Source organism: Hyalangium sp. (assembly GCF_035629615.1).
Taxonomy (GTDB): domain Bacteria; phylum Myxococcota; class Myxococcia; order Myxococcales; family Myxococcaceae; genus Hyalangium.
On the sequence record NZ_DASPHO010000799.1, the window covers coordinates 18,519 to 32,001 of the forward strand.

Genomic DNA, 13,483 nt, shown 5'->3' on the forward strand with positions numbered 1-13,483 from the left:
CTCCCCTACCCGGCCTCGGCCACGTGGAGCTTCTTGCCGCCGCCCTGCATCTGCGCCACCGTCACCGTCTGGTTCCGGCCGTGGCGCTTGGCGTAGTAGAGACACTGGTCCGCCAGATCAACGAGCTGCTGCTTCTCGTAGCCGTAGTCCGGCCCGGAGGCGATGCCCAGGGACAGCGTCACCCTCAGCGGCCCCATCTCCGTCTGGAACACCTCGGCCTTCACTGCCTCGCGGATGCGCTCGGCGATCACCTGCGCACCCTTGGCGTCCGTCTCCGGCATGATGATGGCGAACTCCTCGCCGCCGTACCGGGCGACGATGTCCGTGTCGCGCGCCTTGTCGCGGAGGATCTTCGCCACGCCCCGGAGCACCGCGTCCCCCGTGGGGTGGCCATAGGTGTCGTTGACGCTCTTGAAGTGGTCGATGTCCGTGAGGATGATCGACACCTTGCGCTGGTAGCGCTTGGACTGCGCCAGGTACTCGTCCGCCTTGCTCTGGAAGGTGCGGTGGTTGAGCAGCGAGGTGAGGCCATCCGTGGTGGCCATGCGCTCCATCTGCTCGAAGAGCTGGGCACGGAGCACCGCCTGGGCGGCCTGGATCGCCATCACCTCCAGCATCCGCAGCACATCCTGATCCAGCGCCTTCTTGCGCGAGCCCGCCACCAGCGTGCCCAGGATCCGATCGCCCGCCGTGAGCGGGAAGATCTTCAGCGCACCCAGGCCGCGGATCTGCGTCTCCTCGTCGAAGATGACCTGCCGATCCATGGCCTTGATGTCCCGCCCCGGCAGCGGCGCGCCGTAGCGCACCACGTTGGCCACCAGCCCGTTGTTGTCCGGGAAGGCGCGGCCCTCCAGCGCCTTGCCCGCCGCGGTGACGCCCGTCATCCGCGCCACCTTGTGCATCCGCTTGCCGTCCACCTCGCTCACCAGCGTCACCGCGCAGAAGTCCAGGTTGGCGATCTGCCGCGCGCTCTCCAGCACGGCGATGAACACCTGCTCCGGGCTGCCCGCCCGGTTCAGCTCCTCGATGGCGCGGAAGAACCGATCCTTCTCGTCCCGGCTCTTGCGGATGTACGTCAGCACCCGCTCCACCTCGATGGCGCGCAGCACCTCGCCCGCGATGGTGGTCAGCAGCCGCTCGTCCTGATCGGTGAAGGGCTCGGGCATCACCCGATCCGCCACCAGCACGCCGCGCACCAGCCCGCTGGCCTCGATGATGGGCACCGCCAGCACCGCGGACACCTGCGGCCCGTTGTCGTAGTAGGTGATGCCCTTGAGCCCGTGCGGCGAGTTCATCTGCACCGGCGCCTGGCGCTTGAGCACGCCGCCGATGATGCCCTCGCCCGCGTGGAAGCGCTCGCGCTGGATGCGCTCGGAGGTGGAGCGGCAGTCGTAGAGCTTGAGGCTCCGGTCGTCCGAGGCGAGCAGGAAGGCCGCGCAGGTGTGGGTGCGCAGGGCCGTCTCCGCGACCTCCAGCGCCGCGCCCACCGCGCCCTCGATCTCCTTCACCGAGGCGACCAGCCACTTCTCGTCCTGGTTCATCCCCGAGAAGCTGTCCTGGGTGCCGGAGTTGACGAGGCGGAAGGTGCGGGCGCGCTCCTCCACCTCCTTGATGCGCTTCTGCACCGCGTCGTTCTCCGCGCGGCGGGCGGCCACCATCCGCGCGGCCAGCACCGCGTGGTACAGGCCGGCGAAGAGCGTCAGGAAGAGCGCGTGCATGGCGAACCCGGACCAGTCCCAGTTCTTCCGCGCGCCCAGGGTGACGAGCCCGTCGAACACCAGCGCCACTCCCAGCAGCGTCAGCCCCGCGCTGCGCGGCAGGAAGGCCACCAGGAACGCCATCAGCAGGTAGACGAGGGGGAAGAGCACCGCGCCCCCCGTGGACACCACGATGAAGGCCGCGGCGATGAGGCCCCCGCCCAGCTCCAGGTCGTCTCGCAGCTCCACCGGCGAGCCCAGGGCGCTGCGCCGCACCCGCCGCCACCCCGACAGCCCCAGCCCCACCAGCAGGAACAGCACCAGGAAGGCCTCCGTCCACCCCAGCCTGTTCAGGCCCCGGAAGCCGTTGCGCGCCAGGTGCATGAAGACCAGGAGGACCGAAGCCGCGGGCACCGAGCGCACCGCCTGGCGGACAACCTTGGGCATCAACGGGATGGACGAGAGCGCGTTCATGGCTCCTCCTCCAGGTGGAAGACAATCTCGCCCGGCTTGACGTAGCCGAGCTCCTCGCGAACGGTCCGCTCGAGGGCGGCAGGGTCCTTACGCAGCGCGTTGATCTCGTGCCGCAGGGCCTCGTTCTGCTCGGACAGCACGCGGTTGCGCTCCTGGAGCGACTCCACGTCCTGCCGCAGCGTCAGGTAGCGACGGAAGCCCCGGGCGTCGGCGACGGAGGCCAGGGACAGCACCCCCGCAAGCACCGCTGCCACTGCCAGGAACTTTCTCCGCGCTGTCATGAGCCGACGGAAGGTACCAGCGGTTGGAGGTTGGGCAAGAAAACTGCTTCAGACCTGTAGCACCCCCTCTATCGGAGGACCCGGTCCCCATAGAAGAATGCCGGGGAAGAAGGAGGAACACGCTTCATGAGCGGTGCAGGTGGGGAGGCAGTCGGCAAGGTACTGGTGGCGGTGGCGCAGGTGAAGATCGGGCGCATCGTGCTGTGGATTCTTTCCTCGTTGCTCGTGCTCATGGCGGTCGCTGCCCAGGAGGCCCAGAAGGGCCTGCGCAGTGTGCCGATGGCCCTGGCCTTCATCCTCGCCCTGTTCGCGACGATCGGAGCCATCAAGGCGCGCCGAGAGAGGAGCCCCAGCCCTATCCGGTGGCTGCTGCCGCGGGTGGCGCTGGCGGGGGTCGCCCTGGGCGTCGTCGCGTTCCTGCTCTGGCTCAGGCGCCGGCGGGGGGCGGCGGACGCCCTACCACCCCCACCCTTGCCTGAGGAAGTGGACCAGCTGGCGCGCGTCGAGCTCGAGCAGGAGCGTGCGGCATGAGCAACGCCCTGCTGAAGCCCCAGGAGGCCCCCTCTCCCGCGGAGCAGGAGCCGCTGGAGCAGGCCCCCTCCCTCAAGAAGCGTGAGCAGCTGGTGAAGGTGGCTCGCGCCGGGCTGAGGACCCTCGTCAGCGTGGTGCCTTCCCTGGTAGGCGCTGGCCTGTGGGGAGCGGTGAAAGGGGCGGTGATCTTCGGAATGGTCGGGGTGCTGGTCTCGGTGGGGTACCTGCTGCTGCCACGGTGGATGGGCACCCCGCCAACCCCGCTCTGGCTCGACATCCTGAGCGGGGTGCTGCCCCCTGTGGCGCTGTCCCTTGCGGGCGGCTACGCCCTCATGCTTCAGGCGGTCACCTCACGACTGGCCCATGAGACGCAAGAGCGCGGGCTGGTCGGCTACCTGTACGCCATCATCAAGCCTGTCGCCGTGCAGGCGGCGCACCGCCTGCGGGGCTCTGGGACGCTCTCTCGGGCCGAGCTCACCCGTGTGATCGATGACTCCCTGGCCGAGCGCCTGCGGGAGGCTGCCTCCGCCAGTGATCAAGAGCCGCCCTCGCGCACAGCAAAGCTGGAGCGCTTCCTCATGGAGCACTCCCGCCGCGTCCTGGGCCTGGTCGCGCTGCGCGCCGCGCTCTCCGCCCCCGATGTCCCCACTGCGGTGAAGAACCTGGAGACGCTGGGGATCGATCGGCTCGAGTTCGCCCTGGCGGAGACGCTGGAGGACCTGTTCTTCTTCCAGATGATCCTGTCGCTCGGCGCGGGCGTGTTGGTGGCGGCCGTGCCCTCGCTCATCATGTTCCTGCTGCGCTGAGCACCGAACCTCGCCTGGAGAGGCCCCCTGCCGTGACCCGTTGGGGAGAAGCGCGCTGGGTGGAATGCAAGCAGCCCCGTTGATCCGGAGGCCGCGTTCCACTCCCCCCAGCGCCACACCTTCCGCTACTCGCAGATGTCGCGGTCGTTCAGAGGGTTGATGTGGCCCTCGGCGTTGCCCGTGAACGACCTGGCGTACATGCCACCATCCCAGCTCCCGTTGCTGAAGCTCACGTGAGCGTAGGGCGCCAGCACCGTGCCCCAGAAACCAAAGCCCTGGGCGTTGATGCTGGTGGTGTCCACGAAGTTGAAGAGCACGCCGTGCTGGTCGATGCCGCCGCTGAAGTGGATGCCGAAGCCGCCGAAGTTGGCCGTGGCGCCGCGGATGTTGACCACCACGAAGGAACCGGCCGGCGCGTCGATGGACCAGAGCACCGCACCGTTGAAGGCGGTAGCGCTCACGTCGAAGACGTTCACCTCCGGATTCGTGCCACGCTGCATGACGCCACCCCAGGACTCGCGCGTCGTCGTGCCGTTGGCCACCAAGCCTGCCAGCCGCGAGGACATGTCGCGCAGCTCTCCGAACCGGGCGGCGAAGGGAATGGGCATCCCCTGCGCCGAGGTGCCCCGGGGGTAGACCACGGTCTGGTCTGCGCTGTAGCTGCCGCCATACCAGGCGTCACCCCACACACCGCCGCGCGAGAGGGTCAGGTTGCCGCCCGCCACCAGGGTGTTGGAGATGTGGGTGTCTGGCAACCCCGCGCCCACTGCAAAGTCGGTCATGCTGACGTTGCCGCCTGCGGCCACCTTGCCCTGGACATCGTGGCCCCCGGTGTAGTCCTCGAGCAGGAACAGGTTGGCGTCACTCAGGCGGACCTCGATACAGTCGTTGCACGCGAGGCTCACCTGGGCTGACGCGGTGTTGTTGTCCTCGCGGCACTCCTGCTCGCGGCCAACGCCGGTGCCGTCGTTGTCTGCCACCACGAAGACCTCCGCGAGGCCGCCGGGCGCAGGGTTCAAGGTGATCGTGGCTATCGCGCTCCCCTGAGCCGGGAGGACGTTGGCGATCGTCGCCACGCCGAGCAGCGTGCCGCCCGTGGTGGGGTTGCCCTGGAAGAAGGCCACCTTCAGGCCCGCGGACGCCGCTGCCTCTCCCTGGTTGCGCACGCTGGCGCTGAGCGTCACCTGAGTCGTGGCGCTGTCGCATGAGGCCACCACCTCCGAGGCCACCAGATCCGCGGCCGCGAAGGGGCTGGTGGTACCGGTCCCCTGGCTGTTGGAGCGGAAGGTGTTCAGGCCCTGCGTGAGCCAGTTGGCTGCTGGATGTGCCGGAATGGAGCCGTCTTCGTTCACGTTGGTGACGGAGTAGGCGTGCTGGTTCCAGATGCGGCGGGTGTTCACCCAGCCATCCCTCCGGTCCCGGAACACGCGGATGCCCGTGGGGCCTGGGAAGGCATAGTTGTTGGCGGGCATGACGATCTCCGCGTTGTTGTCGCCATCCACGTCCACGATGACGGGGTTCTCGTAGAGAGTGCCCGAGGCGTGCTGCACGTTGAAACGGATGGCCCCGGTAGCGCCGTCGTAGATCCGGAGGCGGACCTCGTCGCCGTAGATCACCTCTGCCTGGCCATCTCCTTCGAAGTCGAACGTGGAGGAGCCAGTCACTTGCGAGCTGAAGTCCTGAGTCGGACTTGTCCACTTGACAGCGCCACTCGTCTCGAACACGACATAGAAGGACCGGCCGGCCACGCCGATCTCCGGCTGCCCATCGTTGTCGAAGTCCGCGACGTTGGGCGCGCCGCCACCTGCGCCAGGAATGGGCGTCGACCAGAGCGGGGCGCAGTTATCGTCCATCAGCGAGACCTGGCCGCCACCCACAAGGACGATCTCGCCACGAGGATCGGAGTCGAAGTTCCCCACTGCCGAGAAGCTCGCCGCGGCAGAGCTGGCACACTTCAGGGTGCCGCTGGCGGAGTACACCCTCCCGCCGATGATCACCTCCTGAGACCCGTCTTGGTCGAGATCGGCTGCGAAGGGAAGCGGCGCACCGGCTCCGCCTGCCCAGAGACGGGTGCCCTGGTTGTCGAAGACCGCGGAGGAGAGAATGATCTCGACCTGCCCATCACCGTTGAGATCGGCCAGCGCGGGGGCACCGTAGTTGTCACCCGAGACGCCCACGGCCCGGAACTTGAGGGCACCCGTGTTCTCGAAGCACATCAGCTCGCTCCGGTTCTGTCCCACCGTGCAGATCTCGACGAGCCCGTCGTTGTCGATGTCACCTGCGGCGATATTGGCGCCAGGGTGCACGCGCAGGGCCGGATCCGTCACCGCCCAGAGATCCTGTCCGTTGTCGCCGCTGATGGCGCGCAACACCCCGTTCGTCGTGTAGCCGCCCCCCGCGAACGTATTGAACACCACGTCCGGGATCCCATCCCCGTTCACCTCCACCACCACGGGCGTCATCATCACCTGGTTGTGGGAGGGCATGATCGAGCTACCACTCCAGGCCCACTCGAGCTCCGGCTCGAAGTTGCCCGTGAACGGGGGGATGACCTCGCAGCGCTCCGCGAGCCCCTGCTCCGCGTTGCGGCTGGCTGGCTCCCCCTCTCCCGTCGAGGTGCAGGCTACGAGCGCTACTGCGGGAAGAACCTTCAAGAGGTGTCGCCACCCCTGTCTAGCGCGACTCTTCACGTACATGATGACTCCCGTCTCGGGTCCGATGAACGGCAGACCTTCACTTCAAGACGGGGAGATATGCGAGAGTCTCTTCGCTGGCTGTCACCCGAAAGGGGGATTGCCCAGGAGCTTCCCGTAGGCATACGGCCCCTGGCTGCGCCTCAGCGCTTCAGCGTCTTCTCGATGGCCTTGGCCAGATCCTCATGCCCGGCCATCCCCTGCCACGCACCCACCACCCGCCCCTGCCGATCGAGGATGAACGAGGTGGGCAGGGCCATGATCGGCCCGAAGACGCTCTGCCCCGAGATGATGCGCTCGTCCGCCAGCAGCACCGGGTAGCGCAGCGTGTAGTGATCGGCGAAGGGGGCCAGCACCTTTGCACCCTCCAGATCCATCCCCACCGCCACCACCTGGAAGCCCTGGGGCCCGTAGTCGCGCTGAAGCGCCTCGAGCGTGGGCACCTCCGCCACACACGGGAAGCACCAGGTGGCCATGAAGTTCACCAGCACCACCCGCCCGGTGAGCTCCGTCGCGGCGCCCCTCTGCGGACCCACCGCTGGCAGCGCCAGCGCCCCGAGGAACCCAGCCCCGGGGGCCTCGATGGCGTCGGGGCCGCTCTTGCACGCCGCCAGCCCCAGCAGCAGGGCACAAGCCAGGGTGCGCAGGAGCACGCTCATGCCTCGGTCTTGCGCTCGATCCCGGCGCGCTGGCAGTCCCTGCACAAGCCGTACAGCTCCATCTTGTGCGACGTCACGGTGAAGCCGTGCTTGCGTGCCACGGCCTCCTGCATCGCCTCGATCCGATCGTTCTCGAACTCGACGATCCGCCCGCAGCGGGTGCAGATGAGGTGATCGTGGTGCTCGCGCCCGGCGGCTGCCTCGTACCGTGTCTGCCCGTCCCCGAAGTTGCGCGCGTGGGCCAGCCCGCAGTCGTTGAGCAGCTTCATCGTCCGGTACACGGTGGCCACCGACACCTTGGTGTCCTGCTCGCGAACCTTGCTCCACAGCTCCTCGACGGACAGGTGTCCACCGACGGAGAAGAACATGTCGATGATGAGGCTGCGCTGGCGCGTGCTCTTCAGCCCATGCTGCGCCATGTAGCGGTTGAGGACCGCCTCCTTCGACTCCGCGCTCACGTGTAACGAGCCTCCCTCAGGCAGGGTTTCTCCGAAAGCCTGCCGAGTCCTAAGCGCCATCGCGCCACCTCACCCTACCGGGCGGACGGTAAACCGCCCCTCTGTGCCCCCGCCAGACTTCATACGATACTGGCCCTTGCGCCGACGAAAGGCTGTTTACATTGGAGTCTGTCAGGCTCATTGACACCCGTCCGCAGCGAAAGATAGAGGCAACAGGCCTCGTAAACGAGCATTTTTCCGCAAGTTTCTCCCATGAACAGCCAGTGGCAGAGAAGACGGCAGCCTGAGGATGTCCCCACCCCCGTGGCGGTTGCCGTCTCCGACTTCTGTCGGCGCGCCAAAGCCTCGGCCTCCCCCACGGAGGTCCGCGAGGCGCTCGCGCTCCTCACCGAGGAAGAGGACTTCCGTGTGCGCACCTTGACCGACACGGAACCGGAGGCCTCGCCACTGGGACCGTTTGCGGTGGTGGACCTCCTGCGGGGCACGGCCCCCTCCCTGGCGGCCCAGCGCCAGGCGTGCGGCTACTACGAGCTCGTTCAAGAGCTGGCCCGAGCGCGTGAGGAGAAGACGCCGCTGGCCCCCGGGCCCGCCGCCTCGGCGATTCCGAGCTTTGCCATTCCCCCGCCCCGTCCGGCCCCGGCCGAGGAAGCCGCAGAAGCGACGGGCCGAGCGAAGGCCGACAAGGCCGCCCGCCCTGGAGCCGAGTCCGTCCAGGAGCGCATTGCGCCCCGCAAGCGCGCTGCAACGGCCGAGCAGGAGCCAGAGCAGGAGGAGGTGGCCGAGGCCGAGTCGCCGCGCTTCCTCAAGCGGGATCTGCCGAAGCCACGAGGCCGCTTTGCCCAGGTGACCGCGCCCAGGGTCAGCTATCAGCTGCTGGTGCGCGCCGAGGGCAAGGACACCCTGGACTCCGCGCTCGCGCAGAACGAGCACCGCTTCGCGCTCTTGAAGTCGCTGGCCGAGCAGTACAACGGCGCCAAGGGCGAGCTGAGCATGGCGGACCTGGAGAGCGTGCTGCGCCGGCACGAGGTGATGGAGACGCTGGCCGCGAAGGAGCGGCAGGCGATCCTCTCCGCATACACGGAGCAGCGAGGCGCGGCGGGCCGCGTGGCCTGGGCTCTGGGCCTCAGCCCTTCCGAGCTGCAGCGGCTCACCGCGACGCTCGGGCTGCAGGCGGAGGTGGAGGAGCTGCGCGAGCGCTTCCGTCGCGAGACACTGGGCGCGCGCCACCTCACCCAGCGGCTGGATCTGCTCGGCCGCGACAAGTACCTGGCCGATCTGGGGATCAAGAAGCGCTTCACGGAGACGCTTCGCAAGGAGCTGGAGGGGCTCGTCCACGACGAGCTGCCGGGCGCCCAGGATCTGCCGGGGCTCGCGCTGGCGGTGGGCCGCAAGCACGGCGCTCCGCAGGAGCTCATCCTCCGTGCCATTGACCGCCTGGGGATGGCTGGCAAGCTGCGCGAGCAGCTCGCGGCCAGCTCCCATCACTCTTTGCCCTGACGAGGTTCCATCATGCCCATCTACGAGTATTCCTGTCAGAGCTGTGAGAAGACCATCGACGTGCTCCAGAAGGTGAGCGATCCGACGCCCGAGACGTGCTCCGCGTGTGGCGCCACGGGCTCGCTGACGAAGATCGTCAGCCGCTCCAGCTTCGTGCTCAAGGGAGGCGGCTGGTACTCGGATCTCTACAGCTCCACCAAGAAGGATGGAGCCAGCACCAGCTCGGACTCGGGGTCCACAGCCAGCGCCAGCACGGCTTCCTCCAGCGGCGGCGCTGCTTCCTCGAGCAGCAGCACTGCCTCCACCTCGAGCAGCAGCTCCTCCAGCACGGCCGCGGCCCCTGCCCCCGCCCCCGCAGCAGCGGCGAGCAAGAGCTAGGCTGGCTGGAAACTGGCGGAGGGGTGGGGTGCGACGCACACTTCGCGTCGTGCCCTTTCCACCGACCAAGCGACCTCCCCGCCGCTGTGTCCTCTGCGGTCATCCGGAGCTGACGGACGCCAGAGGCCTGGGCCGCTTCCTGCTGGTCCCGGACCCCGAGGGTCGAGGCCCCGTCTGCCCGGCTCAGCGGGGATGCCACTCGCTCGCCCGCTCCACCGAACCGCTGACGCAGGCCACCCGCTGAGCTAAGCAGGGCCTCTCACGCCTCGGGAGGCCCTCGTGAAGAGACTGCTCGCCGTGCTGCTCGCCCTGTTGGGAGCGGGTTGCAAATCCCACACGCAGATCGCGCCAGGTGATCGCGCCGCGCTGGAGCAGACGCTCTCCGGGCCGGAGGCGGATCGGTTCCTGCGCGGGTCCATGTACGTCACCCCGTTCTTCGGGGACGCTTCCAAGCGGCTGCTCACGCCCTACCCGCCGGACGAGGTGCTCCTGCTGGACGACACGAAGGGGCAGACGCTCAACCCAGGCCCCATCGAGGCGACGCTGCCGGCCGGCTCCCGCGCGCGCATCCGCAAGGTGGAGTTCCCCACCGCGTGGGTGGTGACGGAGCGCATCCTCTACTCGCCGCGCACCCTGCCCTGGGTGTACGTGGACGTGGAGGGCGCACCGAAGGGGCCTCCGCTGGTGCTCGTGCTACCGGGCAACCTCAAGACACGCGAGGAGGTGCTCGCGGAGGTGGGGCGCTCCCTGGCCGCCCAGGATCCTGCGGCGCAGCTGGCCGCCCTCCCCGAGCCCGTGCGTGAGGCCGTCCGGCAGAAGAAGGCCCTCACGGACATGTCCGCGGAGGCGCTGGAGATGTCCTGGGGCACCCCGGAGACGATCCGGCGCACGCTCGAGGGCACCGTGCGCAACGAGGAGTGGATCTACCCGGGTGGCCGGCGCCGGGCCTTCCTCACCGATGGAAGGCTCGTGCGCGTGGAGGAGGGCCCGCCGCCAGCGAAGTAGCCACGGGCGCTGCGAGCGCGGGTTCAGCGGCGGCGGCGGCGGCTCCCACCACCCCCGCCCCCACCCCCACCGCCCCGCTTGCCACCGCTCTTGCCGGACTGGGCCTCGCCTGGCCGCGTCAGCCGAGGCAGCTCACCCGCCATCACCGGCCAGTACTCGCCCTTGAGCAGCTCCGCCACCAGCTGCTCCTGGGTGGCGATGGGGCGCTTGAAGAGCGTGGCGCCGCGGCCCACCTCATCCAGCGAGCCGCGCGCGTCGCTGCCCCCCGTGCAGGGCAGCTTCAGCGCCTCGGCGGCCTCCACGGCCAGATCATTGGCCGTCTGCTTCACCTTGGCGTTGTACCCCTCCACGGCGCTCAGCAGGTTGAGCGAGCGGATGAAGTCCATGGGTGGATTCGGGGTGTCGCGATCATAGGGCCGCGCAGCGATGATGGCGGCCCCCATCGACTTCACCTTGGGCAGACACTCGGCCGCGCTCCAGGGCTTCTCCCGGTTGCTGCCCCACAGCTGGACGGGCTCGGGCGCCAGCTCCGGCTTCGGGAAGAAGCACAGGTACTGTCCCTTGTCCGTGATGAGCTCCAGCCCCACGAAGACCTTGAGCTTGGACCTGGCGCCAACGTCGAACAGCTCGTCGCAGCCGTCCTGGGTGTTCGTCTCCGTGAAGGCGACTCCGTCCAGTCCGAACAGCGCCGCCCGCTCGAGTACGGCGCGCGGATCCAGGTCGCAGCCCTTGGAGAGTTGTGAGTGCGCGTGCAGGTCGATCAGCATGGGCGCCGCTCCCTAACAGGCTCGCCGGAGCCTGTCGAGTCTCGCCGCCCTCGCCGTGGGCCGTCAGGCGTAGGCGTAGCTCTGGAAGAGCCCCTTCTGGGTGCTCGAGTTCTTCTCCTCATAGGTGCGGATGAGGTACCCCATCAGCATCAGCGAGGAGGTGTTCTCCAGTACCCGGGCGGGATCCTTGGAGATGAGGTTGGCACTGTAGTTGAGGAAGAACTGGGCCAGATCCTCGCCCGCCTCCTTGACGATCAGCGCGTTGAGAGCAGCCGGATCCATGGTCCGGATCGCATTGATGAAATCGACCGCCAGGTCCTTCTTCGTCTTCACGTCCACGTACCCATCCCCCGTCGCCCCCACCCTCCCCAGGACCCGTTTCCCAGGCTCGGCCTCTGATGCGACCAGGAAAATCTAGGCACGTTCTCCCACCTGCAAACCCCCGGTGCCCGCGAAGCCGGGTTTTTGACACCCTGTAAAAGCATGTGCGATAACTCTGCCAACTGAAGTCGCTTTACTCTAGGAGGGGACGATGTTCACGGGCGTGAAGGTTTTCTCGGCCACCAAAGCCAAGGAGCGGGAGGAGCTAGGGGAAAACGTGACCCGCTGGATCAAGAGCAACTCGGATCTGGAGATCGTGGATCGGGTGGTCTGCCAGTCGAGCGACAATGAGTTCCACTGTTACACCCTGATCCTCTTCTACAAGCACGCGAAGCCACAGTCGTAAGGCCGCGCTCCTGTCCGCAGTCCTGTCGAGCGCGCGAGCGCTGTTTCAGTCGTCGTCTTCGTCGTCCTCACCCGGGTGATCGTTCCCCTCCCCGTCCTGCACGTTCTCCGGATCGTGGGTGTTGAGGAGGGTGTGGAAGTCCGCCCTTCGGGGCCCGGTGGGGCTCAGTTCCTGCGTGAGGAAGGGGGAGAGCTGTGAGGGGCTGCCCGCCTCGCGCGTGCGCACGTGGAGGAAGTTCGTCCCCGTCTCGGACTTGTGGCACCCGCTGCAGGTGGCCAGGGCCAAGGCGTGACGCACCTCCTCGGTGGCGCCGGGCACGACCCACGCCAGCTCCGCCGGCACCGGCGCAGAGGCCGCGAGGAAGCTCTGGCCCTGCCAGGTGGTGGGCACCACGTGCCTCCCGGCGAGGATGACCGTCGCGTTCCCTTCTACCCAGGCGCCGAGCGTGGCGCTGCCGTTGAGCGCGGCGTTCACCTCTTGCTTCACCGTGGCGGGCTGCAGCAGCCCCGTGGAGCGGCTAAGGACGAACTCCCTCATCTCCCAGAGTGGGGGCTGCACGGGAGACAGGGGCACCTCGTTGGTGCGAATCTGCAGCAGCGCGCTGCCATTCACCTGGCGCGGCGCTGCGTTCCTCCGGGTGAACTCGCGCGTCACGCTGAAGAGCTTCTCGTTGTAGCGCGGGCCGAAGGGGAGGCTGCCCAGTTGGTGCCAGCGCTCCGCCCACGTGAGGATGTCAACCTTGGAGGAGACGGGGAGCCGGTACTCGAAGATGACGGTGAAGGGCAGGCGCTCGCGCTGGGGGCCCAGCGCGCCGAAGAGGAGGCGACCCTGCCCCGCATCGCCCGAGTACAGCGTCGTGGGCACCCGGCGCAGGTCCGGCCGGTTCACGATGGCCAGCAGCCGGAAGGGCGCCTGGGCCATGTCCAGCACGCATTGCTCGTCGCGGCCCGTGCAGCCGCTGGCCGTGCGCCACGGATCGATGATCAAGGAGCGGATGAGCGGCCGGGCCGGGATGACAAGCCCGTTCACCGTCTGGTCGCGCTCCCACGTCTTCAGCCAGAGCAGGATGAACTGGGAGCGGCCGTAGGGGTTGCGCAGCTGCTCGGGCAGCATGTTGTCGATAAGCCGCCCGAAGGACCAGGCACCCTCGGGATCCTTGTCCTTCTTGGGAGCCCACGTGGTGTAGCGGGTGTCGTCCACCACGCTGACATCGGAGATGAAGAGCTCGCGCGCCGGATCGATCGAAGCGAGCTCCACCACTTCATCCTGACGCATGGCGGGCGCACCGCTCTCCTCAGGGGTGGGAGGGGCACAGGCAGCGAGCATCGCCAGCGTGCCGCGGACCAGCCACGGTCGGATCGCCGCCTGGCCTCCGGGTACAATGCGCATGTCTTCCTCCAGACGTCTGGGGTGGGGTGGCGCGACTGAGGGGGCGCGCCGGCCATGAAGGCCGGCAGAGAAGTAGGCACGGCATCCCCGGAAGCAACCGGGCACACGGACGCCAGCGAGT

Annotated in this window: 14 protein-coding genes; 6 read left to right on the plus strand and 8 right to left on the minus strand. The window is 68.2% G+C overall.

All coding sequences use genetic code 11. From position 1 onward, the window contains the following. Positions 1–5: 5 nt before the first annotated feature. Together VD972_RS40020 and VD972_RS40025 are read right to left on the minus strand one after the other, a co-directional pair. Complete coding sequence (locus VD972_RS40020; RefSeq protein WP_324994352.1) at positions 6–2,171, minus strand: diguanylate cyclase; 2,166 nt, start codon at positions 2,169–2,171, stop codon at positions 6–8. After that, positions 2,168–2,452 (minus strand): septum formation initiator family protein, encoded by a 285-nt coding sequence (locus VD972_RS40025; RefSeq protein ID WP_324994354.1) that lies wholly within the window; start codon positions 2,450–2,452, stop codon positions 2,168–2,170. Before VD972_RS40025 ends, VD972_RS40020 begins: the two co-directional genes overlap by 4 nt. 126 nt (positions 2,453–2,578) lie before the next feature. Between VD972_RS40025 and VD972_RS40030 the strand changes: the two genes are divergently transcribed. Together VD972_RS40030 and VD972_RS40035 are read left to right on the plus strand one after the other, a co-directional pair. Then, positions 2,579–2,983: a hypothetical protein gene (locus tag VD972_RS40030; RefSeq protein WP_324994356.1), complete on the plus strand. Its 405-nt coding sequence runs from the start codon at positions 2,579–2,581 to the stop codon at positions 2,981–2,983. Further along, a complete protein-coding gene (locus VD972_RS40035) occupies positions 2,980–3,789 on the plus strand; it encodes a hypothetical protein (RefSeq protein WP_324994358.1) in 810 nt (269 codons plus the stop codon). Before VD972_RS40030 ends, VD972_RS40035 begins: the two co-directional genes overlap by 4 nt. Before the next feature lie 125 nt (positions 3,790–3,914). On the opposite strand, the gene VD972_RS40040 is transcribed toward VD972_RS40035, so the two are convergent. From VD972_RS40040 to VD972_RS40050, 3 genes are all read right to left on the minus strand, one after another. Continuing rightward, entirely contained in the window at positions 3,915–6,485 is a 2,571-nt protein-coding gene (locus VD972_RS40040) for a choice-of-anchor A family protein (RefSeq protein ID WP_414654205.1), read from the minus strand. Between the two features lie 140 nt (positions 6,486–6,625). Beyond that, positions 6,626–7,141: a TlpA disulfide reductase family protein gene (locus VD972_RS40045; protein ID WP_324994362.1), complete on the minus strand. Its 516-nt coding sequence runs from the start codon at positions 7,139–7,141 to the stop codon at positions 6,626–6,628. Beyond that, complete coding sequence (locus tag VD972_RS40050) at positions 7,138–7,560, minus strand: transcriptional repressor (RefSeq protein ID WP_324994417.1); 423 nt, start codon at positions 7,558–7,560, stop codon at positions 7,138–7,140. The genes VD972_RS40045 and VD972_RS40050 overlap by 4 nt, the downstream gene beginning before the upstream one ends. Before the next feature lie 342 nt (positions 7,561–7,902). On the opposite strand from VD972_RS40050, the gene VD972_RS40055 reads away from it, so the two are divergent. The 3 genes from VD972_RS40055 (at position 7,903) to VD972_RS40065 (ending at position 10,479) form a co-directional block, all read left to right on the plus strand. Further along, the gene (locus VD972_RS40055; RefSeq protein ID WP_324994364.1) at positions 7,903–9,096 is read left to right on the plus strand and encodes a hypothetical protein; all 1,194 of its coding nucleotides are present in this window, start codon (positions 7,903–7,905) and stop codon (positions 9,094–9,096) included. 12 nt (positions 9,097–9,108) lie between these two features. Beyond that, positions 9,109–9,474 (plus strand): zinc ribbon domain-containing protein, encoded by a 366-nt coding sequence (locus VD972_RS40060; RefSeq protein WP_324994366.1) that lies wholly within the window; start codon positions 9,109–9,111, stop codon positions 9,472–9,474. 279 nt (positions 9,475–9,753) lie between these two features. After that, positions 9,754–10,479: a hypothetical protein gene (locus VD972_RS40065; protein ID WP_324994368.1), complete on the plus strand. Its 726-nt coding sequence runs from the start codon at positions 9,754–9,756 to the stop codon at positions 10,477–10,479. A 23-nt stretch (positions 10,480–10,502) separates the two neighbouring features. Here the strand turns inward: VD972_RS40065 and VD972_RS40070 are convergent, their stop codons facing one another. Then, positions 10,503–11,246 carry a PHP domain-containing protein gene (locus VD972_RS40070; RefSeq protein ID WP_324994369.1) on the minus strand — a complete coding sequence of 248 codons (744 nt, stop codon included), beginning with the start codon at positions 11,244–11,246 and terminating at the stop codon, positions 10,503–10,505. 63 nt (positions 11,247–11,309) lie between these two features. After that, positions 11,310–11,585: a hypothetical protein gene (locus VD972_RS40075; RefSeq protein ID WP_324994371.1), complete on the minus strand. Its 276-nt coding sequence runs from the start codon at positions 11,583–11,585 to the stop codon at positions 11,310–11,312. 193 nt (positions 11,586–11,778) lie between these two features. Between VD972_RS40075 and VD972_RS40080 the strand changes: the two genes are divergently transcribed. Further along, the gene (locus VD972_RS40080; protein WP_324994373.1) at positions 11,779–11,973 is read left to right on the plus strand and encodes a hypothetical protein; all 195 of its coding nucleotides are present in this window, start codon (positions 11,779–11,781) and stop codon (positions 11,971–11,973) included. A gap of 45 nt (positions 11,974–12,018) precedes the next feature. Here VD972_RS40080 and VD972_RS40085 read toward each other — a convergent pair whose 3' ends face one another. Beyond that, positions 12,019–13,362, minus strand: coding sequence for a hypothetical protein (locus VD972_RS40085; protein WP_324994376.1), 1,344 nt, complete (start codon positions 13,360–13,362; stop codon positions 12,019–12,021). Positions 13,363–13,483: the final 121 nt, after the last annotated feature.

Coding starts and splice junctions, on each gene's coding strand:
- VD972_RS40070 (WP_324994369.1), bottom strand. CDS start 11,246: ATGCTGATCGACCTGCACGCGCACTCACAACTCTCCAAGGGCTGCGAC.
- VD972_RS40050 (WP_324994417.1), bottom strand. CDS start 7,560: ATGGCGCAGCATGGGCTGAAGAGCACGCGCCAGCGCAGCCTCATCATC.
- VD972_RS40030 (WP_324994356.1), top strand. CDS start 2,579: ATGAGCGGTGCAGGTGGGGAGGCAGTCGGCAAGGTACTGGTGGCGGTG.
- VD972_RS40040 (WP_414654205.1), bottom strand. CDS start 6,485: ATGTACGTGAAGAGTCGCGCTAGACAGGGGTGGCGACACCTCTTGAAG.
- VD972_RS40045 (WP_324994362.1), bottom strand. CDS start 7,141: ATGAGCGTGCTCCTGCGCACCCTGGCTTGTGCCCTGCTGCTGGGGCTG.
- VD972_RS40060 (WP_324994366.1), top strand. CDS start 9,109: ATGCCCATCTACGAGTATTCCTGTCAGAGCTGTGAGAAGACCATCGAC.
- VD972_RS40020 (WP_324994352.1), bottom strand. CDS start 2,171: ATGAACGCGCTCTCGTCCATCCCGTTGATGCCCAAGGTTGTCCGCCAG.
- VD972_RS40085 (WP_324994376.1), bottom strand. CDS start 13,362: ATGCGCATTGTACCCGGAGGCCAGGCGGCGATCCGACCGTGGCTGGTC.
- VD972_RS40080 (WP_324994373.1), top strand. CDS start 11,779: ATGTTCACGGGCGTGAAGGTTTTCTCGGCCACCAAAGCCAAGGAGCGG.
- VD972_RS40025 (WP_324994354.1), bottom strand. CDS start 2,452: ATGACAGCGCGGAGAAAGTTCCTGGCAGTGGCAGCGGTGCTTGCGGGG.
- VD972_RS40035 (WP_324994358.1), top strand. CDS start 2,980: ATGAGCAACGCCCTGCTGAAGCCCCAGGAGGCCCCCTCTCCCGCGGAG.